Origin of the sequence: Methanoculleus sp. (assembly GCF_030019085.1) — an archaeon.
In the GTDB taxonomy this organism is placed as follows: domain Archaea; phylum Halobacteriota; class Methanomicrobia; order Methanomicrobiales; family Methanoculleaceae; genus Methanoculleus.
On sequence record NZ_JASEFJ010000020.1, the window covers coordinates 1 to 22,315 of the forward strand.

At 59.8% G+C, this 22,315-nt stretch carries 25 protein-coding genes; 13 read left to right on the forward strand and 12 right to left on the reverse strand.

What is annotated here, in order from left to right; translation table 11 throughout:
- The 5 genes from QMC91_RS08255 to QMC91_RS08275 all read left to right on the forward strand — a co-directional run.
- A partial coding sequence (locus QMC91_RS08255; RefSeq protein WP_300237582.1) for a GNAT family N-acetyltransferase occupies positions 1-485 on the forward strand: 485 nt, incomplete at its 5' end.
- A 98-nt stretch (positions 486-583) separates the two neighbouring features.
- Entirely contained in the window at positions 584-1,117 is a 534-nt protein-coding gene (locus QMC91_RS08260; protein WP_300237584.1) for a GNAT family protein, read from the forward strand.
- 101 nt (positions 1,118-1,218) lie between these two features.
- A complete protein-coding gene (locus QMC91_RS08265; RefSeq protein WP_300237586.1) occupies positions 1,219-2,796 on the forward strand; it encodes a DEAD/DEAH box helicase in 1,578 nt (525 codons plus the stop codon).
- Positions 2,797-2,905: 109 nt separating this feature from the next.
- The gene (locus QMC91_RS08270) at positions 2,906-3,517 is read left to right on the forward strand and encodes an FkbM family methyltransferase (protein ID WP_300237588.1); all 612 of its coding nucleotides are present in this window, start codon (positions 2,906-2,908) and stop codon (positions 3,515-3,517) included.
- A 59-nt stretch (positions 3,518-3,576) separates the two neighbouring features.
- On the forward strand, positions 3,577-4,014 hold the full coding sequence (locus QMC91_RS08275; RefSeq protein WP_300237590.1) for a peptidylprolyl isomerase: 438 nt from the start codon (positions 3,577-3,579) through the stop codon (positions 4,012-4,014).
- Positions 4,015-4,076: 62 nt separating this feature from the next.
- Here the strand turns inward: QMC91_RS08275 and polX are convergent, their stop codons facing one another.
- Positions 4,077-5,810: a DNA polymerase/3'-5' exonuclease PolX gene (polX, locus tag QMC91_RS08280; RefSeq protein ID WP_300237641.1), complete on the reverse strand. Its 1,734-nt coding sequence runs from the start codon at positions 5,808-5,810 to the stop codon at positions 4,077-4,079.
- 191 nt (positions 5,811-6,001) lie between these two features.
- On the opposite strand from polX, the gene QMC91_RS08285 reads away from it, so the two are divergent.
- The 4 genes from QMC91_RS08285 to QMC91_RS08300 all read left to right on the forward strand — a co-directional run bounded on the left by QMC91_RS08285 (position 6,002) and on the right by QMC91_RS08300 (position 9,507).
- On the forward strand, positions 6,002-6,799 hold the full coding sequence (locus QMC91_RS08285) for an FHA domain-containing protein (protein ID WP_300237592.1): 798 nt from the start codon (positions 6,002-6,004) through the stop codon (positions 6,797-6,799).
- Entirely contained in the window at positions 6,789-7,898 is a 1,110-nt protein-coding gene (locus QMC91_RS08290; protein ID WP_300237594.1) for a serine/threonine-protein kinase, read from the forward strand. The genes QMC91_RS08285 and QMC91_RS08290 overlap by 11 nt, the downstream gene beginning before the upstream one ends.
- A 134-nt stretch (positions 7,899-8,032) precedes the next feature.
- Positions 8,033-8,770, forward strand: coding sequence for an SIMPL domain-containing protein (locus tag QMC91_RS08295; protein WP_300237596.1), 738 nt, complete (start codon positions 8,033-8,035; stop codon positions 8,768-8,770).
- Positions 8,771-8,844: 74 nt separating this feature from the next.
- Positions 8,845-9,507 (forward strand): MBL fold metallo-hydrolase, encoded by a 663-nt coding sequence (locus tag QMC91_RS08300; RefSeq protein ID WP_300237598.1) that lies wholly within the window; start codon positions 8,845-8,847, stop codon positions 9,505-9,507.
- 20 nt (positions 9,508-9,527) lie between these two features.
- On the opposite strand, the gene QMC91_RS08305 is transcribed toward QMC91_RS08300, so the two are convergent.
- Together QMC91_RS08305 and QMC91_RS08310 are read right to left on the reverse strand one after the other, a co-directional pair.
- Positions 9,528-10,376 (reverse strand): mechanosensitive ion channel family protein, encoded by an 849-nt coding sequence (locus QMC91_RS08305; RefSeq protein ID WP_300237600.1) that lies wholly within the window; start codon positions 10,374-10,376, stop codon positions 9,528-9,530.
- Positions 10,376-11,080: a DUF432 domain-containing protein gene (locus tag QMC91_RS08310; RefSeq protein WP_300237602.1), complete on the reverse strand. Its 705-nt coding sequence runs from the start codon at positions 11,078-11,080 to the stop codon at positions 10,376-10,378. Before QMC91_RS08310 ends, QMC91_RS08305 begins: the two co-directional genes overlap by 1 nt.
- Before the next feature lie 218 nt (positions 11,081-11,298).
- On the opposite strand from QMC91_RS08310, the gene QMC91_RS08315 reads away from it, so the two are divergent.
- Together QMC91_RS08315 and hisE are read left to right on the forward strand one after the other, a co-directional pair.
- Positions 11,299-11,739 (forward strand): NusA-like transcription termination signal-binding factor, encoded by a 441-nt coding sequence (locus tag QMC91_RS08315; RefSeq protein ID WP_300237604.1) that lies wholly within the window; start codon positions 11,299-11,301, stop codon positions 11,737-11,739.
- Positions 11,732-12,025, forward strand: coding sequence for a phosphoribosyl-ATP diphosphatase (hisE, locus tag QMC91_RS08320; RefSeq protein ID WP_300237606.1), 294 nt, complete (start codon positions 11,732-11,734; stop codon positions 12,023-12,025). The genes QMC91_RS08315 and hisE overlap by 8 nt, the downstream gene beginning before the upstream one ends.
- 12 nt (positions 12,026-12,037) lie before the next feature.
- On the opposite strand, the gene QMC91_RS08325 is transcribed toward hisE, so the two are convergent.
- The 7 genes from QMC91_RS08325 to QMC91_RS08355 all read right to left on the reverse strand — a co-directional run bounded on the left by QMC91_RS08325 (position 12,038) and on the right by QMC91_RS08355 (position 18,488).
- A complete protein-coding gene (locus tag QMC91_RS08325; RefSeq protein WP_300237609.1) occupies positions 12,038-12,484 on the reverse strand; it encodes a bifunctional nuclease family protein in 447 nt (148 codons plus the stop codon).
- Between the two features lie 46 nt (positions 12,485-12,530).
- Positions 12,531-13,571, reverse strand: a complete 1,041-nt coding sequence (locus QMC91_RS08330; protein WP_300237611.1) for a flippase-like domain-containing protein — start codon at positions 13,569-13,571, stop codon at positions 12,531-12,533.
- Positions 13,572-13,918: 347 nt separating this feature from the next.
- A complete protein-coding gene (locus QMC91_RS08335) occupies positions 13,919-14,488 on the reverse strand; it encodes a DUF357 domain-containing protein (protein ID WP_300237613.1) in 570 nt (189 codons plus the stop codon).
- Complete coding sequence (gene dph5 / locus QMC91_RS08340) at positions 14,485-15,237, reverse strand: diphthine synthase (protein ID WP_300237615.1); 753 nt, start codon at positions 15,235-15,237, stop codon at positions 14,485-14,487. Before dph5 ends, QMC91_RS08335 begins: the two co-directional genes overlap by 4 nt.
- Before the next feature lie 37 nt (positions 15,238-15,274).
- Positions 15,275-15,994, reverse strand: a complete 720-nt coding sequence (locus tag QMC91_RS08345) for a hypothetical protein (RefSeq protein WP_300237617.1) — start codon at positions 15,992-15,994, stop codon at positions 15,275-15,277.
- Between the two features lie 11 nt (positions 15,995-16,005).
- Positions 16,006-17,856 carry a ferrous iron transport protein B gene (gene feoB, locus QMC91_RS08350; RefSeq protein WP_300237619.1) on the reverse strand — a complete coding sequence of 617 codons (1,851 nt, stop codon included), beginning with the start codon at positions 17,854-17,856 and terminating at the stop codon, positions 16,006-16,008.
- Positions 17,853-18,488, reverse strand: coding sequence for a metal-dependent transcriptional regulator (locus tag QMC91_RS08355; RefSeq protein ID WP_300237620.1), 636 nt, complete (start codon positions 18,486-18,488; stop codon positions 17,853-17,855). The genes feoB and QMC91_RS08355 overlap by 4 nt, the downstream gene beginning before the upstream one ends.
- Before the next feature lie 282 nt (positions 18,489-18,770).
- Between QMC91_RS08355 and QMC91_RS08360 the strand changes: the two genes are divergently transcribed.
- Complete coding sequence (locus tag QMC91_RS08360; protein ID WP_300237622.1) at positions 18,771-19,361, forward strand: undecaprenyl diphosphate synthase family protein; 591 nt, start codon at positions 18,771-18,773, stop codon at positions 19,359-19,361.
- A 13-nt stretch (positions 19,362-19,374) separates the two neighbouring features.
- On the opposite strand, the gene uppS is transcribed toward QMC91_RS08360, so the two are convergent.
- Entirely contained in the window at positions 19,375-20,106 is a 732-nt protein-coding gene (gene uppS / locus QMC91_RS08365; protein ID WP_300237624.1) for a polyprenyl diphosphate synthase, read from the reverse strand.
- Positions 20,107-20,147: 41 nt separating this feature from the next.
- Complete coding sequence (locus QMC91_RS08370; RefSeq protein ID WP_300237626.1) at positions 20,148-21,158, reverse strand: 4Fe-4S cluster-binding domain-containing protein; 1,011 nt, start codon at positions 21,156-21,158, stop codon at positions 20,148-20,150.
- A gap of 168 nt (positions 21,159-21,326) precedes the next feature.
- On the opposite strand from QMC91_RS08370, the gene QMC91_RS08375 reads away from it, so the two are divergent.
- On the forward strand, positions 21,327-22,310 hold the full coding sequence (locus tag QMC91_RS08375) for a hypothetical protein (protein ID WP_300237628.1): 984 nt from the start codon (positions 21,327-21,329) through the stop codon (positions 22,308-22,310).
- Positions 22,311-22,315 lie beyond the last annotated feature (5 nt).

The window sequence follows — 22,315 nt, forward strand, 5'->3', positions numbered from 1 at the left end:
CCCTTGAGACCCTCCAGAGCGACCGCGAGAAACTCGCCACGCTCCTCGATGCCGCTGTCCCCGGATCCTGGCCCCCGCCCCTCCTGGACGACGAGGCGCTCGCCGGTTTCATCAGGATGATGACCGATAAGACCGACCCCCAGTTTGCCATCTATTACTGGGTGCGAAACGAACCCGCCGCCGGAGAACGTCTCCTCATCGGCCTCGGCGGGATCGCCTCTGCACCCACCCCCGGCACCCTCTTCATCGGCTACTCCGTGGTCAGGGAGTGCCAGGGCCGCGGGTACGCAACCGAGGCCGTCCACCAGATCGTCAGTACCGCCTTCTCCGTCCCCGGCATCCGCCGGATCATGGCAACAACCCACCCCGACCACACCGCATCGATCCGGGTGCTCGAGAAGAACGGGTTTCGTCGTGCCGGAAGAGGATTCGAGAGGGGAACCATCGCCTTCCTCCTTGAGAAGAAAGAGACCCACCGGGTCTAACCGCGGGCGGAAACCCCCGGTCAGGTCCTGCCGGCAAAGACAGATCCCACAAGAGATAATAGCCTCCCCTCGATAACCTTACTCTGGTTGTGAAACGAATGAAACCCACCCGCATACGCACCGAACGCCTGGACCTGATCCCGGCAACCCTTGAGACCCTCCAGAGCGACCGCGAGAAACTCGCCACGCTCCTCGATGCCGCCGTCCCCGGATCCTGGCCCCCGCCCCTCCTGGACGACGACACCCGCGACGCGTTCTCCCTCATGATCGCCGAAAAAGGCGACCCCTTCTTCGCCACCTGGTACTGGGTGCGGGACGACCCCGCAGAGGGCGGCAGAGTCCTCATAGGCTGCGCCGCGATCGCCACCCCGCCAACGGCCGATGACGACGGGGACACCGTCCTCATCGGTTACTCCGTCCTCGACGAGTACCAAAGCCAGGGCTATGCAACCGAAGCCGTCCGCCACCTCATCCCCGCCATCTTCTCCGTCCCCGGCATCAAACGGATAACAGCAACAATCTACCCCGAACTCGGCGCAGCCATCCGGGTGCTCGAGAAGAACGGGTTTTTCCCCGCCGGAGAAGGATTCGAAGAAGGAACGATCGCATACATCCTGGAAAAAGACGACTGAAACCGCCCCTACCCGGAAAAGATCGTTGGGGGGAGCCCGAAGCCCCCAACCGGATCGCACGATGCGACATATAAAGAGGTCAGAAGACGAAGATCTAACGAATGGAAAGTAATATCAGATTCCAGGACTTCAATATCTCGCCAGAAACCCTCCGTGCGATAGAAGACATGGGGTTCGAAGAGCCAACGCCCATCCAGGTCAGCACCATCCCGGCGTTGCTCGAAGGCCGCGACGTCACCGGCCAGGCCCAGACCGGCACAGGAAAGACAGCAGCGTTTGGCATCCCCGCGATCGAACGCATCGACCCCACAAAACGGAAGACCCAGGTTCTGGTCCTCTCCCCAACCCGCGAACTCGCCATCCAGATCGCAGAAGAGTTCGCCCGGCTGGCAGCCTACCACAAAGGGATCACCATCCTCCCCATCTACGGCGGTCAGCCCATCGAACGTCAGTTCCGGGCACTGGAACGCGGCGCCCAGATCGTCGTCGGAACACCCGGCCGGGTGCTCGACCACCTCGACCGCGGCACACTCTCCTTTGACTCCGTAAAACTCGTCGTCCTGGACGAAGCCGACCAGATGCTCGACATGGGTTTCAGAGAGGACATCGAGACCATCCTGGACGAGACCCCAAAAGACCGCCAGACCGTCCTCTTCTCGGCCACCCTCCCAAAACCCATCCTTGAGATCTCAAAACGGTTCCAGAAAGACCCCGAGTTCATCTCGGTCGCACGCCGGGAAGTGACAGTCCCCCAGATCGAGCAGCTCTATCTTGAGGTGCGGAGCCGCGACAGACTTGAGATCCTCACCCGTGTCCTCGACATATACGACCCCGACCTCACCCTGATCTTCGCGAACACCAAGAAAGGCGTCGACGAACTCACCTCCCACCTCCAGGCCCGGGGCTACTTCGCCGAAGGACTCCACGGCGACATGAAACAGGTGCTGCGTGACCGCGTCATGGCAAAGTTCCGTTCCGGGACGATCGATATCCTCGTCGCAACGGACGTCGCCGCCAGGGGGATCGACGTCGACAACGTCGACCTGGTCATCAACTACGACGTCCCCCAGGACATCGAATACTACATCCACCGCATCGGCCGAACGGCACGGGCAGGGAGAACCGGCCGGGCCATCACCTTCGTCGGCCCGAAAGACTACTTCAAACTCCGGACGATCCAGGACTATACCCGGATCAAGATCGCACGCATCCCCCTCCCCACCCCCGGCGACGTCGAAGAGAGCCGGACGCGCAAACTCATCGAACGGGTGAAACACACCATAAACGAGGGCGGTCTCGACCGTTACATCAACATCGTCGAGCGTATCGTCGCCGAGGACTACACCTCACTCGAGGTCGCCGCCGCCCTCCTGAAACAGGAACTCGCCGGGACAGGCCAGGGCCAGCCCCAGGATCTCCGGCCTGGAACCGCCCTCCTCCGGATACCTGCCGGAAGACTACACCAGATCCGGCCAAAGGACATCGTCGGAGCGCTCGCCGGCGAGACCGGGATCCCGGGAAACGCCATCGGGGCGATCAACATCTACGAGACCCACTCAACCGTCGAGGTTCCCGAGAGACTCGCCGGCCAGGTCGTAGAGAGGATGAAGGGAAAGAGCATCGGCAGGGTCAGGCTGGACCAGCCCATTGAGATCGCAGGAACATCGAACGAAGAGTGATCCCCCCAACCGGGACGCTCTTTCACAACACCAAAGACAGAACCAGAACCCCCCAAACATGGGGGCACCCGACCGGCACGGTGAAAAAACCCACAACCAGACCGTTTCAATGCACCGAAAGGACACACCCCTCCTCACCACAGACGATGGCCTGACCTTCCGGCAGATGCCGCCAGAGGCCGACGCCATCTACCTCGTCGGCGAGTACCGTTTTGACGACATCCGGAGAGATGAGATCGTCATTGACATCGGCGCAAACGTTGGCGGGTTCTGTATCCGGGCCGCCCAACTCTCCGACCACGTTCTGGCCGTCGAACCCGTCCTTGCAGAAGTCCTCCGCGAAAACATCGCCAGGAACCGTCTCAACGTCACCGTGGCAGAGGGGGCGCTCGGCACCGGCGAACGCACCCGGATCACCTGGGGCGGACGGACTGTCGAGGTGACCACCAGACCCCTCTCCGACTACATCAGCATGGCTGGAGGGTGCGACTTTCTAAAGTGCGACTGCGAGGGTGCAGAGTGGACCCTCCGGCCATCTGACCTTGACGGCATCCGCCGGATAGAGATGGAACTCCACATGCCCCCGATCGGGGGGCCAGTGAACCGGGCGCTCCTGGACTACATCGGGAGACACTACGAGTTTGAGATCGAGAGGACTCCCATCAGCGGCACCCAGGGAGTGATGGGGATCCTGCACGCCACCCGGAAATCCGGGAGGTGACGCTCACCGGCACACATAAATAGGGATCGGCGACAACGCTCCCGGTGGTGATAAAAAGTATGACACTGGCCAGAGAAGGCGACACCGTCAGGGTGCATTACACCGGAAGACTGGAAGACGGGACCGTCTTTGACTCCTCCGAGAACCGCGACCCCCTCGAGTTTACCATCGGGAACGGCGAGGTCATCCCGGGGTTTGAACGTGCCGTCGTCGGCATGGAGCCGGGAGAAGAGAGAACCACCACAATCCAGCCCGAAGACGCATACGGCCCACACCTGGTGGAGATGACCATCACCATCGATCGAGACCAGTTCCCTGCTGATATCGAGCCCGAGCCCGGCCAGCAGTTCCAGATCCAGCAGCCCGACGGCTGGGCAGCCATAGTGACCGTCACCGACGTCACGGAATCTGGCGTGACCCTGGACGCAAACCACCCCCTGGCAGGAAAGCCCCTGACGTTTGAGATCAGGCTCGTTGAGATCGTGGAGACCGCATAAAGAGAGGATTCAGACACGTTCATCTCCCGCTTTCTGGCCACCCCTCCCGCCTCAGCGACGTCTCATGACCGAAGGATCTTCCTCAGTTCAGAAAGCGGCCGGGTGTTGGCTATATCATCCGCGGTGAGCCATCCACGCCGGGCCGTCGCAACCCCTAACTCCATGAACCGCAGGTTCTCCCGGCTGTGAGCGTCTGAGCCGAGCGATAGCCGGAGACCCGCATCGCGGGCCGCACGGGCGTTGACGTCAGAGAGGTCCAGCCTGGATGGGTAGGCGTTGATCTCCAGCATAACCCCAAGATCTGCCGCCGCCTCAAAGACCGCGGCAAGATCGACCCTTGAAGGCTCGCGTTCAAGCAGGATCCGACCCGTCGGGTGACCTATGATGTCGACATTATCGTTATGCATCGCCGCGATCAGCCGTTTCGTCATCTCCTCTTCCGGCTGCTTCAGTCCCGAGTGAACGCTTGCCACCACCACGTCGAGATCGGCGAGGACTCTGTCAGGAAGGTCAAGACCGCCCTCAGGACCTATGTTACACTCTATACCGGCGAGAACGGTGAACCCGCCGTCGCCCTCCCGGTTGATCCGCTCGATCTCGCGTACCTGTTCAGAAAGACGTTCCGGCGAGAGACCGCGGGCGATCCGTAGCGCCTCCGCGTGATCACAGACCGCGATGTAGTCATACCCGAGCGCCCTTGCGGCCTCCGCCATCTCCTCGATGGAGTGAGCGCCCTCGCTCCAGGTGGTGTGAACGTGGAGGTCGCCCCTGATCTCGTCGTAACCTACCAGGTTGGGCAGTCTCCCGGCCCTGGCCGCCTCGATCTCGCCCCGGTCCTCCCTCAGTTCCGGCTCGATCCAGGGGAGATCGAGGGCGCGGTAGACACCCACCTCGTCCTCGCCCGCGATCTGGCGGCCGGTTGAGAGATCCACAAGCCCGTACTCGTTCAACCGCCAGTTCCTGGCGATGGCAAGCTTCCGGAGCGCTATGTTGTGCTCCTTTGAGCCGGTGAAGTACTGCAACGCGGCACCAAACTGCGTATCCTCCACCACCCGGAGATCGACCTGGATGCCGGCCGAAAGCACCACCGAGGTCTTTGTCGACCCGCGGGCAAGGACGCGTTCAACCCTCGGCAGGCTGGCAAAGACCTCCATCACCTCCTCAGGGTTTGTCGATGTTGCCAGGATATCGACGTCTCCCACCGTCTCCTTTCGCCGGCGGATCGACCCGGCAAGGCTAACCCTGCGAACCGAGGGATGCGCCGCCAGTCGCCGCTCGATATCAAGGGCGAGAGGCAAGATCTGCCCGAGAAGCCGCCGTTCCTTAGACTGCCGGCTCATCTGAATGCTCTCAAGTATGTTTCGCTCGGTCTTCTCCCCGAACCCCGGGAGATCGCGGATCCGGCCGGCCTTCGCCGCCGCCTCCAGGTCATCGACCGTCCGTATACCGAGCGCCTTAGAGAGGGCGATCGCCTTCTTCGGCCCGATCCCTGCGATCTGGACCAGGTGAAGCACCCCTTCCGGGAGGTCCTGGCGCAGACTATCAAGGTAACCGAGTTTGCCGGTCTCAACGATCTCCTGGATCTTTTTTGCAATCGCCTTTCCCACGCCCGGGATCTCCTCAAGTTTCCCTGCTGCCGCCACGTCGGCGATATCCTCCGGCATAGTCTCTATCGCCAGCGCCGCCTTACGGTAGGCCTGGGGTTTGAACCGGACACCCTGGATCTCAAGAAGATCGGCAACCTCGCGAAGGATCGCCGCGACCTCAAGGTTGGTTGCCCCCGCATCACCCGGCAGGGGTCACACCCCCGGCATACCCACTGTCCGGGTGGGTGCGGGCGACTCAAAACAGGAGATGGGCGTTGCAGGTCTCACGGTTAAAGGAGTCTTCAGCCTGTGAATTACTTGAACGTTGTGGTGATCCGCACAACCTTCATCACCAGAGGGGTGAAAAGATACACCGACCGAACTCCCGCACGAGAGATCCCATGACCGACGATGACGCAAGGACGCTTGTCCTGGATACGGATGCCGACGACCTGGAGGAACTCTCCGAGTACCTGGACGTGCTCAGCAGCAGCACCAGGCTGAAGATCCTGAAGACCATCGAACGTAGTCCAAAAGACATCCGGCAGATCTCGGCGGCGATCGAGACAAGTTACGAGAACACAAAGAAGCACCTGGACAGACTGATGAAGATCGGGGTCGTCCGGAAAGAGGCCGGTCTATCACGCCCCACCGCAAAGGGTGTTCGGCCGGTCTGGAAGTATTCGCTTGTGCCTGGAGGGCTTGAGGCCATCACAAGAACTCTCGGACTCTTTGCAAACCTGCGGCTGACGCTCACAGACGAGGTGCTGGCAGAGAGGCTGGCCAGCGTCCGCAAGACCTTCTCCGGAGAGTTTGGCAGACCGTCGCCGGCCGTCATCCTCCTCGGCGGCCCGGAGGACGGAAAAGTATTCCCGCTCGACCACGACCGTATCTCCATCGGCCGGGTCGACCCGGCGGCGGGCGCCCCACCGGATCAGGCGATCGTCCTCAGCGAGGAGTATGCAGCGGTCACCCGCGTCTCGCGACCACACGCCAGGATCACCCGGCATCATAGCACCGGCGGCTGGTTCATCGAGGACTGCGGCAGCACCGGCGGCACCTTCGTGAACGGCAGACGGCTCGATAAGGGCAGGCAACATGAACTCCACGACGGTGACCTGATCGAGATTGCAAAGGGTGCATCGGGAGCGACCCTGGTCTTTATCGCCCCCGGGGTTGTGGTGCCGGATGAGACCTGACCTGATCGCCCTGCTCCTGGTCTCTACCATCCTCATCGCCCTCATCCCTCCCGCAGACGCAGCGGGGCCGCCTGAGCATGCGAACGCCTCATCCCGGGCGATCGAAGCGGTCAAAGAGGTGTTGAACCGGGGCCCGGCCGACGCTCCCGGGCAGAACAAAGACAAGGAGACTGCGGATACCGCGACACCCGGGGCGGGCATCTGGCCGGCAATCCTGGTTCTCGTCCTGATCGTCGGCGGGTCTGCCATCCTCGCCCGCCGCCTGAAGAAGAGGGAGCCCGATGCCTACCGCACGGTGGTCTCCCGACCATCGGGGTTCCCGCCAGAACTTGCTGACCGCTACGAAGGGGTCACCTTCATCGGGAGAGGCGGACTTGGAGAGGTCTTCTCGGCACGAAGGCGAGACGACGGCCAGATGGTGGCCGTGAAGGTCCCGCTTGCCCGGGACGAGGTGACCGGGAGAGCGTTCATGAACGAGATGCGGTTCCTGGAAGACCTCAACCACCCGAACATCCTGGCAGTCCACTCGGTCAACATCCTCCCGGTGCCCTTCGTCGAGATGGAGTACCTGCCCCGTACGTTAAACGACCTGGATAAACCCCTGCCCACCGGGACCGCCGCACGGATAGTCGCCGGGATAGCCGCAGGACTTGCCTTTGCCCACGAAAAAGGGATTGTCCACCTCGATATAAAGCCCGGGAACATCCTCCTCACCGAGGACCTTACCCCCAGGATCGCCGACTGGGGGATGGGCAGACTGGTTGAGGCGGGACGGGATACCGGGGTTACCGGCTACACACTGGCCTACGCCGCCCCCGAACAGATCGCCCCCGAACGTTACGGTCGACCGGATGCCAGAACCGACATCTACCAGACAGGCGCCATCTTCTACGAACTGGTAGCCGGCAGACCGCCGTTTGCAGGCGAGAACCTCGCCGGTCTGGCAGAGGCCATCCTGAACGATCGGCCCATGCCACCACCGGCGTTCGACCGGATCATCCTCCGGTGCCTGGAAAAAGACCCCGCAAACCGCTACCAGTCCGCCAGAGAACTCCTGGATGCAATCCAGGCCGCAATTGACGGTGGAGGCGGAACCTGAAAGGTGTCCCGGGCCTGAGACTGAAATTCCAGGTATACACGCCCAATTTTGCGATTGCGCGGTTTAAAACTACGAAAATTCTCGTAGTTAAAGGAAGGTATTTATTTTTGCCCGGTAAAGAACTGATCGATACCATGCAAGGAAAGACAGCACTTCTGGGGATCGCACTAATGCTGGTACTCTGCGCCGCGGTGATCGGGAACGTCACCGCAGCGACGCAGGGAGACTCCAGCGAGAGGGTGATCCAGGTGTCCGGCACGGGTAAGGTGACAACGACCCCCGACCAGGCGATCATAGCCTTCGCGGTCGAGACCGAGAACGCCGATGTCAAGGTAGCCCAGCAGCAGAACGCGCAGCGGATGGACGCTGTGATAAACGCGCTGAAGGCGGCCGGCATCCCGGCAAAGGATATCAAGACCGCCGGATACAGCATCATCCCGGTGACCGATACTGATAGCAGCGGCCTGATATCATCAAAGGTCAGGTACTACCGGGTGGTCAACACTCTCCAGGTGACGTTGAACGACGTCAACCGCGCAGGGGAGGTTGTCGACCTGGCGGTTGAGAGCGGAGCAAACAGGGTTAACTCCGTGGTATTCACCCTGAGCGACGAAAAGCAGCAGGAATACCGGTCTCAGGCGCTGACCGCCGCCGTGGCGCAGGCGCGGGGCGATGCTGACGCGGTCGCCGCGGCCCTTGGAAAGAATATCGTTGACGTAAAAGAGGTCAACGTCGGGGGGAGCTACGTGCCCATGGCATACGACAACCGCTACGTGATGGAACAGGCATCGGGTGCCGCCGTAAAGACCCCGCTTGAGGTCGGCGAGATCGATCTGACCGCAAGCGTCTACATCACATACATCCTCTCCTAGACAAAAAACCCTCTTTTTCTCTGCTGCCCCATCGGGAAGGATAATCATCGCCCTGGAGGAATGGAACCTCACTCATGTTCACCATAACCGAGGTCTACAACAACATCCCCTTCCGGGAGGGACTCACGACCGACTGGGGGTTCTCCTGCCTGGTGGAGGAGGGCGGGCTGCTCTTTGATACCGGGGCAAAAGGAGATGTCCTCACCTCGAACATGCGGGCGCTCGGTATCGATCCTGCGAAGATACGCTCCGTTGTGCTCTCGCACGACCACCACGACCACGTTGGCGGGTTTGCGTCAATCCTGGATGCAAACCCGGGTGTGGAGGTCTTCGTCCACAGCGCCTTCTCCAGAGAGACGCTCGAACGGATCAGCGACCTGACAGCCCCGCAGATCGTCCGCGGCTGGACGGAGGTCACGGACGGGGTTGCCGTGACCGGACCGCTCGGAACGACCGTCCAGGAACAGTCTCTCGTTCTCACAACGCCTGCAGGTTACCTGATAATTACAGGTTGCGCTCATCCCCACATCGCCCGGATCATCGAGAGGGTCTCGCAGGAAGGGAGGGTCCGGGGTGTCATCGGCGGGTTGCACAGCCTCTCACCCCGGGATCTCAAGGAACTTGCCAGGCTGGACTGCATCTCAGCGTCGCACTGCACCGAAAATATTGCGCACCTGCAGGAACGCTACCCGGCCTCGTTCCGGGCCGGTGGGGTAGGGTGTGTGCACCGGGTCTGAAAGACCGGACAAAAAAAAAGTTATTTTTCTTCCACGGCGGAACGCTGCTCCACCTCAATCCGCTCCGGGAACCAGACCGTGCGCTGCGGGAAGGGTATCTGGATACCATTCTCCTCAAACGCACGCTTGATCTTCCAGAGCAGGTCCGTCCTGACCTCCCACCAGTTCCGGGCAGGCGCCCAGATGAATACGGTCAGGTTGACACCGTTGTCCCCCAGGTTGTCGACAAAGACAGAGGGTGACGGGTTCCTGAGCGCAAACGGATGTTTCTCGATGACATCCTTTGCGATCCGGATTGCAAGAGCAGCATCGTCCTGGTATCGGATGCCGATCTGGTATGAAAACCGCCGGGCAACGTTATGGACATAGTTTGTGATGTTTGATGTGAAGACCTTCTCGTTCGGAATCCGGATGTATATCCCGTCAAAGGTCTTTATGACCGTTGAGAGGATCCTGATATCCTCCACCGACCCGGTGACATCGGAGACATTGATGTTATCACCGATCCGGATGGGGCGCTCAAACATAAGGAAGAGCCCGGAGATCAGGTTTGATATGACGCTCTGGCTCGCAAACCCGATGACGATACCGGCGATACCACCGGCCACAAGGAGCCCCGAGAGGTCAACGTTAAGCTGCGGGAGAGCGGCCAGCAGAGCCACGATTGCTATGCCGTAGTAGACCAGTTTAGTGAGGAGTTCGCGCTCGTTCACCGGCAACCTGTCCATGAGGGCTCTCCGGACGTTTATCGAGACTAACCTCGCGATAAGCACGCCAATTACCAGGATCAGGGTGAAGTAGAGGAGACTCCAGATGGTGATACCCCCCGCACCGAGAGGCATCTCCAGGATTGCGGTCACGTTGAACATTACGAGAGCCCCCACTCCATCAGGTAACCCCGGTTGAGCGCCGAGATCTTTCGGGCGGTATATAACTCGATCGACTTCACCATACCCGGCCTCGGCGGTGCGTCTATAAAGTCGGTCTCAGCAAGATTCGGACCCAGGATCCTCATGGTTGCGGTGGAGGCAACAAAGTCGCCGTAGTAGATCTTCATATCGACGCTCTCAAAGACAACCCGGGAGACCTCCACCCACTCGCGGTAGGTGTTGGTGATCGTAAACTCCATCACCCCCTCCCGGTAGAGATCAACCTCAGGGATCTCGGAGTAGACCTCGCTTCCATACCAGCGGGCTATCAGCCCCCGGGTCGGGGTGCCGTAGAGGGTGTACTTCTGGGTGGTGGGAGCAAAGATATCCGCCACCTCGATATCCCGCGCAGACTCCACAAAGACGCCAAACTCAACTGGAAACTTGAGGTAGACCGTACTGGAAACACCGGGCTCGATCATCAGGGGCGGAAACTCTATCATCAGGAAGTTTGTGATATCTTTTGGAAGGTTGACAGGCTCCACGGGATTGATGATAACCTCGGCCATCCTGGTTACAAGGATCCGCTCGAACTTATCCTCCCCGCACCTGCGCCGGTAGGTCAGGAGACCGTCACCCTCCTCAACCTCTATCAGAATTTCCCCGGATTCACTCCTGAACGTGCCCCTGTAGCGCCCGAACATCAGCAGTGATCTGCAAATACTCAAATATTAAACTACGGTATGACCGAAAGCCTCCGGCAAAGAGACAACCCCGGGCATGGAATACAGGTTAAAACCGTCCTATCGATCGAAGACGACTTATTACAGGAGATCCGGCTGGCATGTATGACAGGCCACTCAGGTATATAACCCACCAGTGACTATAACTTACCGCATCATTCCCATTGAGGACAACTTCGATGATAAGAACCCTATCATTTAAGGAACGACGATATATCGAAGAGTTGAGAATACTCACCCGGGCGACCGCGCTGGACTGCATAATCGACGAGCGCTTCGACCGCATCGTATACCTCATAAAAGAAGGAGACATGGGTCTCGCCATAGGCAGGAAGGGGAGCAACATCCGCAAGATGCAGCGGGTTCTTGGAAAACGTGTTGAGATGGTCGAATACTCATCAGAGATCGAGGAATTCACAAAGAACGTCTTCAAACCGGCCGAGGTCACCGGTGTCGAGAGAGGGGAGGACGGGAAGATCACGGTCTACGTCAACAGGGGTGATCTCGGTATCGCCATAGGCAAGGGCGGGTGCACCATCGAGAAGGCGCGAAACCTTCTCTCCCGTTACTTCGATGCCGAACTCGGCGAGGTTCTTGCAGGAGAAGCAAAACATGCGTGACTGGACGATCCTCGAAGAACTCTGGGAGGTCATCCAGGACCGGGCGGACCACCCCTCCGCCGGGAGTTACGTCAGTTCAATCCTGACCCACCGCAAAGGGGTCGATAAATCCCTGGAAAAGGTCGGCGAAGAGGCTGTCGAGTTCATCCTGGCCGCAAAGAACCAGGTGCCTGAGAGAACGGTATCCGAGGCCGCAGATCTCCTCTTCCACCTGCTGGTAGCGTTCAAGGCGTCGGGCGTCGATCCCGCCGATGTGCTCGAAGAACTCGCCGCACGTCGGAAGTGAGAACCCGGGCGGTCAGAGGTAGTCCTTCAGGTCGACCATCCTTGGCAGGTCGTCCCTCTTTACGGCCGCCATCTCAACAACCGTATCCTCGATCATGATCGGCGCCGGGTAGCGAAGAGCAATGGCTATCCCGTCGCTTGGTCGGCAGTCCATCATCTCGGTGTGTGAACCCTGCCGCAACATGAGTTTGGCGTAGAAGACGCCATCTTCAATGGCATCGATCTGAAGGGCGTCGAGGACTATCTCGAAGTTCCGGAAGACCTCGATGATTAGATCGTGGGTGATTGGGCGTGGGAGCACCTCGCTGTTGAGCGCGTTGCTGATCGAGATAGCCTCCCAGAGCCCGATATAGATGGGGATCATGCTCTCTCCGCCGGTATCAAGGAGGACAGTCGGTGCTGCTCCCATCTCGCTCACCGCCATGAAGACTCCCTGTACCCTGCATTTTTGAGGTGTCATCTGTTTATCTCAGATCACTCTCCTGACGTTTATATCTTGACGTCCCTCAACGGTGTCTTCTGGCGCGGGCCATGACCTCACGTCTGACAATCACGAGACCGGGGAGGAGGCCAAGGACGATGTTGAGGTAGTAGAGGATCAGCCGCCAGAGAAGGACGAAGACGCCCACGATCGATGAGGGTACGAAGAGGCTGTAGAATGAGGTGGCGCTGAGCTCCGCAATACCCGAACTTCCCGGCGTGAGCGGGAGCATCATGATGATAGCAACGACGATCTGAACGACGAAAGACTCGATGAGGTGTGGCGGCTGGCCAAGACCCATGAGCAGGAGCGATGCGATGACAAACTCCGAAAGCCAGAAGAGAACGCTGAAGACCACCCCCCAGAAAAGACCTACCTTTCCGTGACCTACAAACCTGGCGAGCGCATTGCTGAAGTTGTCCACCTCACGGTCGATCGCCTCCAGCAGATGTTCAAGCCGCTTCAGGTGCCAGCGGCGGTCTATCCAGCGCGAGCCCCACTTAAGCGCCCTTTTGAGGTAGTCCGGGTTCTTCACCGAGTAGACAAAAAAGAGCACGAAGAGGGTGATGGCGACCCAGGCAACGCCGAGCAGGACGCCCATGCCACTGACCCCTGTGGTCAGGCCGCGCCAGTAGTTCCCGAGGAAGAGAACTGAGAAGACCCCGAGTGCGCCAAGGATTATACCGTCAAGGACGCGTTCCATGATGACGACGGCGGTGGCGTCCCCCACCGGGACACCAGCGCGGTAGAGTTCATGAATCCGGACTGGTTCCCCACCCGCCTGAGATGGTGTGACCGCCGCAACGAGCATGTTTGCCAGAACCAGGTTCATGCAGTGCGAAAACCGTACACGAAACCCGAGCGACCCCGACATCTTCTGAATCCGGAGCGACCAGAAGACCAGGGAGAGGATATGAAGGAGCGCCGCGGCGATGATGTAGAGCTGGTTTACCCGGCGGAGGTAATCAACCGTGGTCTCATCAACTGTAAAGTAAAGGACAATGGCCAGAACGAGAACGCTGAAACCGATCGAGACAAGCAGCCACTTTAACTGAGACCTGTTCATGCTCCATTGCTCCACGGGCGGGCTCTGGAGACCTGGCCCGGAAACCCCTAAACGGGATCCACAGATCGGTTCTGCGGATTTTCGGATAATCCCCCGGGGAAGCACCCGAAATTGAACCAATAGGGTATCGTCAGGATACTATTTTAACTTGCGGTGGTGGTTCACCGCCTTTATATGGTGCAAATACCCGCCGGCGGTTGAAATGGTGAGGGATAGAGCCCCCTGTGATTCCTCATTGATACAGTGCCTGTAGAGCACTCTGAGCGGCGGGGAGGTAGGGAGATGCAGGAGATAGAGGAGGATCGAGCAACCCTGCGTGGTATCAACCCGTTCATGAGAAAGACCGCCTACACGGTAAATAGATCCCGGCTACCGGTCACCCGGAAGAGCCCCGCCCGGATACCAGCATCAAGCCAGGCATACCCGTAACTCAACCTGAGAAGGGCGGCGGTGAGATCGCCAGCATCAAGACCGTCTTCGCCCGCCTCATACCATCTTTGCGCAACCGACCGGAACTCCCGCGCAGCAGCGTGGAGCGGACTTGAGACGTCCGGCGCCTCTTTGACACCCGCCAGAGCGGAATCGAGCATACGGCGGTATCGCCGGGTCTTCTCGTCCAGACGACCGGTCTGAGAGGGAGGGATGCATGCGTCCACGGTCTCTGGCAGATGGACGGCATATGGTTCAAGCAGCCCAAGACTCGAACCGGCATCAAGCCAGCCAAGCCCGTAGGCAAAGGCGGCGAGCGCGTTCACCCTGTCACCGGCCTCAAGAAACGTTACCCCGTCGCTCTGGTAGGCCGCAGCCATCTCCATCACCTCCGCCGCCACCCGAAAGAGCGGTCTTTCCTCCGGGACGGCGACCCGCACCCTCGCGAGAGCACCCTCGAGGAGGATGCCATACTCCTCCAGCGTCATAGACCGGCAAACGTCTCCAGGTACTCCCGCTCCACCGGATGGAGGTCCCCCGGGACGACCAGGACATGGAGCGGCGGTCCAAAATCGGTCTCCTTGAGTTTATTGCCGCTCCCTGCAACAACCACAGGGTGCTCCGACCCCGCTCTGGCGATCCCGACATACAGCACGGGCGGTTCGACCCCCCGCCTCTCCGCCATCTCCTCGATTATCTCAATCGCCTCCGGAACCCGCATGTAGCGGTCGGTCTGGATATCCAGGTATACAAGCGTGTGGAGGTTCAGCCCGAGGTTCATCGCGATCGTCTCGATGGGGGTCGTCGGAAACCACCCCTTCGCCGGAAACGGTATGGAACACGACTTTCCGAACCTGTAGTTCTGCAGCCCGGATAGACCGCAGACCGCGCTTGATATGGAGGCGGCGTGGATGATGGAGGTCTCTATCCCGGCCGCGTCCGCCCGTATCCGGAGATCGGCGTGCGTCGTCGAGACCATCGGATCGCCCCCCGTCAGGAACGCCACCCTGCCGGCAGCGGCACGTTCCAGGATCTCGGTAGCGTCCTGCTCGACATCCTCCCGGGAGAGCACCCGGATCTCCTTTCCGAAGAACGCCTCCATCGAAGCAAGATCCGTTCCCATCAACCGCGATGTGTAGCCCTCAAGGAAGACGACATCAGCGGATTTGACGTACTCAAGACCCCTGACCGATATATCCCCCAGGTCATAGAGACCAAGACCAACAAACGTCAGCACGGGGCACCCGCTCCAGGCAGCATAGGGTCGCCGAGAATCATTCCTCGATCGTCACCATGCCATCGTTGTAGAAGTATCGGATCCAGGGAGTCGTCCTGCCATGGATCCCGATTACCCGAAAATCGTGGTCTGCAGGCACTCTCCCCTCGTCCCTCCTCACCTCGATCACCATGCTCATCAACTGCTTGAGTATGGAGACCGACCGCCTGTCAAACGACTCACTGTTGAGGGTGTAGATCCCGACCCCCTCCAGTTTCTTCACCCGGTTGGTGATGACATGGAGGAACCGGAATGTCACCTCAAGCTGCGCATACATAAGGATCGTCGAGACCGAGTTGAGGCAGAACCTGACCGGCGGAGGCATCGGACCCTCGGGATCAACCATCGCCCCCTCCTTCCACATATCCTCCACCATCCGGGAGAACTTGATCCCCATGCTGGTCAGGTCAAGTGGACTCGTGACGAACTTCACCTTCGGGGTGTCCCTCACGGTCGGCACCGAACCCTTCGTGACAGCATCGATTATACCGACCCGGTTCCTGTCCGCACCCAGTTTGCGGAACGCGTTGACAACATCGGCGGCACGCTCGTCTGTCGATAGGGCAACCGTCCACTCCCCGGGTCTCGGGCTTGCGATCCGGTATGCCAGGTGCTCTGCGTGGGAGAGGGGAGGGGCAAGGAGGAGGATATTGGTCGCGGCATGCATGCCCCCATACTCCCGGTCGATCAGCGGGATACCGGTCTCGTAGATGTACATCCTTACACCAGTTATGAAAATAGATGGTGGATAAACCCTCCGATCAGGAGGCCGAGAGTGACCGTGTATACCGTGACCGCGAGCGTGATCCGCGAACCGACCTCCCGCAGGAGAACCGTGACCGTTGCAAGGCAGGGAACAAAGAGGACGGTCACCACCGCAAATACGTAGAGCTGGAGCGAGGATAGAACCGCCCCGAGGTCTGCAGTGCCCGCCAGGATTGCAAGGGTCTCAAACGCCATCTCTTTTCGGAGGATCCCGAATATGAGCGCTGTTGCCGAGTAGCCGGGAAGCCCCAGGAGCCCCATCGTGTACGGTTCCACTATCCCCTCAAAGACCGTCATGATACCAAAGAACTCGAGCAGCCCGAGGACGACGCTCCCGAGAAGGAGGAGAGGCATCGCGATGAACAGGAACTCCGATAGGCGCGACCAGGCCTTCTTCATCACCAGTCGCGGCTCAGGCCGGCGCAGCGGGACCATCTCCATTATCATACCAAACCGCTCCCCGGGCATAACCCGGGAGAGGATAAGGCCGGTAAGAATTATCAGGATAAATACGATGGCATAGACGCTGAACGCCGCCGCAAGACCCACAAAACCGGCCACGATCCCTGCTATGATCACCGTCCTTGCGGAGCAGGGAACCATCGTTACGAGGAAAGAGGCGATTATCCTCTCGCGACGGGAGCGCAGGAGCCGGATGCTCATGATCGCCGGGACGTTGCACCCGAACGCCAGTGTGAGCGGGATGACCGCCCCGCCGTGCATCCCGAGGCGGTGCATGACGTTGTCGGCCAGGAACGCCGCCCGGGTCATGTAGCCGGAGTCTTCCAGGATTGAGATGATGACGTAGAAGAGGAAGACGTAGGGTAGCGCTATCCCGAGACCTGCCTGGAGTGCAATCAGAACTGAGACCCCTAGTTCTTCAAGAAGCGGGTGCAGTCCAAGCGCGAGGAACGGTTGCACTGCGTAGACCTCAAAGAACTCCACGATCATCTCTTCCAGGAAAGACCCCACCACAAAGACAGAGAGGAGCATCCCGACCAGGACCGCAATCAGGATCGGCATCCCGGGGATGAAACGGGTCAGGATGCTGTCAGGATCGGCGCCGGGGGGTGGGTGCTGCTCCCTCACGGTAAGTTCGGCCAGTCTGCGGGCGAAGTTGTGCCGGTTTGCGGCGATGATCTGGGCGACCGTCATTCGGTGCCGCGACTCGATCTCGTCGGCGATCGTCCGGGCCGCCTCGAGCAGTTCGGGGTTCTCGCCGAACCCCTGGAGCGCCCGGAGACTCTCTTTTCGGTCGACCCCGAACATCTTTCCCAGGCTCCTGATGGCTGCCTCGATGTGATGGTCGTAGGGGATCTCGACCTTTGCAGGTCGGGATGCGGCAAGGGCCGCCGGGATGATCCGGTCGATGTTCAGCCCCTTTGATGCGGCCGTCAGGATGACCTCGACGCCCAGGAGATCGTGGAGCGGGCCGGGATCGATATCGAGCCCCTGCTTTGCGGCCTCGTCGACCATGTTCAGGACGACGACCATGGGAAGGCCGTACTCCGCCACCTGAAGTAGGAGGTAGAGGTTGCGCTCCAGACGGGTGGCGCTCGCGACCACGACGACGGCGTCAACATCCTCCTGCTCCAGGAACCGGCGGACAAGGTCTTCCTCTTCAGAGTTCCCTTCCAGGGAGTAGACGCCGGGGAGGTCCACGATCTCGATTATCTCGCGCTGAAAACAGGTGTTTCCCCGCTGAAGTTCGACAGTGGTTCCGGGATAGTTGCTCACCTCAACCCCGAGACCCGTGAGCTGGTTGAAGATCAGGGATTTGCCAACGCTGGGATTGCCGATCAGAGCGATCCTCATGGGCAGGACTCCACGAATATCGATCCCGCGATCTCGGGGCTGATGGCGATATCACAGCCTTTCACCCTGACAACAACAGAATTATTCGGGAGTTTTCGACGGACCTCCACAATCTCACCAGGGAAGATCCCGAGATCGAGCAATCTCCGGTGCCCGCCGCCCTGGCCGCGCATCAGCGCAACCCTGGCGGTATCGCCTTCGTTGCAGTCGAGGAGGGTGACGGTCTCCCGACCCCGGCGCCGCCTCGTCCGTCCTGGTAAGGGCAGGTCCCCGCCCATGTAGGTAGAGAGACGCTCGATGGTGTCATCGGATATACCGTGCTCGAGTGTGCAGGCTTCCCTGCTTGCAGAGTCGGTATCGACCCCGAGCATCTCGGTCAGGAAACACAGGAGGACGGTGTGTTTTCGCGCTGTCTTCGAGGCCAGCGCTGCACCCTTCTCAGTCAGCCGGACGGCGTCGCCGCCCATCCGCTCCAGGTAGCCCTCCTCCACCAGAGCGGCTATGGTCGATGAGGCGGTCTCCTTTCCGGTCTTGAGGGCAGCTGCAATCTCTTCAAGCGTCGCTGGCCGGCCGCTCTTCTCCGTGATCTCCAGGATCGCTTCGAGGTAATCCTCAACCGTGGAAGGGAGCATGCTAACAACTCTTTCGTTTCAGGGAGTTTATGGATTTGGGTGGTGTCAACGGCCCGAGACGGTGGAGAGGCTCTGCTGTTGCGCCCGGGGCCGCCAGACCACAGATCTTGAGGCTATTTATATCTGGCGCACGAAGAAGGAGGGAGTGAAACTGGCTGTAGAAACCGATGCTCATAGGAGAGATGAGGCTTTCAGGGTGCGCTGCAGCGTTGCGCGGGCGCGCGGGCGTCGGTGCACCAGAACTGACGTTTACAGCACCCCCACGATGCCGCGGCGGATATCATGATCTACCGACTCTACGAGAAGATCCTCCTTCATAACCTCAGCACCCTCCCGGAGCATATCTGCTTCATGATCAGTGAGCAGGACATGCTTGATGCACCTGATAACCTCTACCACGCCGTCGAGTGGTGCCGTGACCTTGGGATCCAGAGCGTGACGTTCCATATCAGCACCACTGACCCGACCAGACTGGAACGATGCCTGCCGCAGATCCGCAGGGTCTCCTCGATCGCACACCTGACGCTGCACTACCAGGAGAAAACGGAGGTTGCCGGTGAGGGGATGGATGTGACGGTGGCGATCGGGAAGAGCGGGCGGGAGGAGATCGCGGCCTGTATCCGGCGGATGGCTGAAGAAGGGGTCGACCCGGTCTCTGTCAACGAGGAGCTGCTTGAGTCCTATCTCACCTTCAGGTACGAGCCGGACCTGGTCATAAAGACGGGTGGGGATCACCTGACCGATTTCCTGATCTGGCAGTCGGTCTACTCCGAACTCTTCTTCCTGGACGTCAACTGGGCACTGCTCAGGAAGGTGGATTTCCTTCGAGCGCTCCGGGACTTTCAGTCAAGGGCACGCCGGTTCGGCCGGTGATGTAGACGCTACCTCAGCCGGTCGTATGCTCTTTGAGCCTCATGCGCTGGTCGTAGACCCGTATAGCCCGCAGGAAATCGATCTTTCTAAACGCCGGCCAGTATGGAGCGCAGAAGTAGACCGCTGATTCATGGCCGTTTGCAAGCCATGGGAGGAAGTTGGACGTCCGGTAGTCGTTACCGGTGCGGATGATCAGGTCAACCGGCGGGACGAGCGCACCGCGGTTGAGGTGGCGCTCGACGGTTCCGGGGTCAATGGAATCCGGGTCGATGACACCCTGCCTGACCTCCTCCAGGATCGACCTGGCGGCGTTAACGATCTCGTTCCTGCCACCGTAGGCAAGGGCGACGTTGATGAAGTAGTTGCTGTGGTGCCGGGTCGCCTCCTCGGCTGCATCGACGGCTTCGAGGAGGTCCGGGGGGAGGAGCGAGCGATCCCCGATCATCCGCACCCGGATACGGTTCCTCTTCACCCGTTCATCATCCAGTACCGCCCAGAACTTCTCTTTGAAGAGCGTAAAGAGCGATTCAAGCTCGTTTTCATCCCGCCGGAAGTTCTCGGTGGAAAACGTGTAGAGCGTTATCTGCTGCACGTCCAGATCGTTTGCCCAGTTGAGTAGCCGTTCAGTGGTGTTCGCTCCGAGGCGGTGGCCGACCGATGTGTCGACTCCCTGTTTTTGTGCATACCGCCGGTTTCCGTCCTGGATCACCGCAACGTGGCGAGGGATGTGCCTGACCTGTCGCATAAGGTATCGTTCGTAGAGGGGTTCAATCCCTGATCGCAGTCTCAGAGTGGCGTCACCTCGACGATCATTCCACCGTTGGGGTAGCGTTCGACAACATACTTCTTTCCGGGGAGGTCGGCGCCGTGCTCGAGGAGCAACCACCAGGCCATCTCGATCCTCCCCTCAGTGATTGCGTACTCATCCTCATCAAGAGAGGCGAGGAACGCTTCGGTGGCTCCATCCGGTTCGAGCACTCCGTACACGATCGTTCCGTCATCTGTCACCTCATCAAACGGACGCGCAGTGTTGGAAGCGATCCGTTTCAGCCGTTCCCGCAGCTGGACGGAGTCTTTGAAGACCGAGGGACAGAAGTGGACTTTGGGGTCGGTGGAGAGGTTCTCCGCCCACGCCCGCGCACCCTTCACGGCGTTGTGCACGCCGTCATCGGGTTCGAATCCGCGTTCACGCATGGCGGCAGCGCAGGTCTCGCCCCACTCCAGTTCGTTGATGTTGAGGAAGTCAAGGAGCGGGAGGGCGGCGGCAAGGTCATCGATCCCGGGGAGGGACGGGACCTCGATCCCGACAAGAAACCCCATCTCCCTGGCAAGACCTGCGGAACGGGCGTAATCGGTCTCCAGGATGGAGGGCCAGGCCTCCAACGGCGGGTGTAACCGGATCTCGTCAACCAGCCCCTGCAACCGTCGGAGCACGGCCTCGTCGGGTGCAAGACCGGTGTAGAGATGGATCTGGTGTTCGGGCCCGAAATGCTCTTTGAGTGCACGGCAGTAGTCCACAACCCGGTCGATCTCGAGCAGCGGTTCTCCGCCGGTGACACCGGTTCCGAGAGCGCTCATGGTCTCCGCGACCTCGATGGCACCGGCCGGGGAGGTGACCTGATGCTCGTTTGCAAAGATAACGTCCTTTCCTTTGCGTTCCCGCGATAGGGGGCAGTACCAGCAGGCACGGTGACACCGGCCGGTGACAAACAGGACCATCTTTGCTCCCTGGTGGCAGAGGACACAGCCGGGGCTCAGGTAGCGCCCTTCCACCGATGCTCCGGACTCCTGCGGCATGATGATAATAGGTATAAGACGCATGAGATGAAAAGGCTTGACGGTAGGATGGTGGATGCCCCGAAACCGCTCCGCCCCGGGTTGCCCGGGAAAAACTATCTCGATCCCCGGCAGGGGGTGAGGGGCGTGGGGGGGTTCGCACGCGATCACAATAATTAGATATACTTCGTGAAGATAACTACCGTGACGATGCCGGTTTCCAGCCGTGAGGACGCCCTCTCCGAAGTTGTCGGGTTTGTACTGCTCCTTGCCCTGATCGTTGTAGCGCTCTCGCTATACCAGGTCTATGGAGTCCCGGCAGCGGGGAGGGAGAACGAGATCGCGCACATGAATCAGGTGAAGGACAGGTTCGTGGACTACAAGATTGCTCTGGACTCGCTCTGGGTTGTTTCCATCAACACCACAACTACTGCGGAGGGTATAACTCTCAGCACCCTCTTTGACCTTGGCACAATGGGGGGCAGCACCCAGGGGGGCGGCCTCTTCTTCCCCGTTCTGGCCCCAATCGCATCGGGCGGGACGTTCTCGGTGAACAGATCCCCGGATAACCTTACAATCCTGGTAAACAACGATAAAAAGGTAGCGCTGGCCCCTATGGGGGAAGTTTCCTACCAATCCTCGAACAACTACTGGATACAGCAGCGCTACTACTACCAGATGGGAGGGCTCTTCCTGGAGCAGGATTCAGGCACCACCGCCCGGCTATCCCCCACGATATCGGTCTACAAGGTCAATACCAGCAATACTGATAACCCGCAATATCGATTGAAGGTAAAGATCGCCGCAATCCAGATCACCGGCGGTCATGAGATCGGGGGTCAGGGAATCGCGAGAGTAAACACGAGGCTCAGGGAGGGGGTGAGCAGAGAGCCGTTCAACGACACAAGTAACGTCACAATTATGGTGGACGCGCATGACGAAAAGGCTGCTGCAGCGTGGAGGCAGGTCTTCATCGATGCAGTTGAGCGGGATGGCGTTGAATGGGGGACTGCGGACGATGCGCGCCCGGTCAGGATCTTCAGAGAGGGGAAACAGGTGTTTATGATCTGTAGACCGGAAATGGGGACTGAACCAACCCGGATCCAGTATGTAGACCTGGACGTCATCCGGGCCAATTTTAAGGTTACACTCCAGCAGACGATCGTGGCCTGATAGAG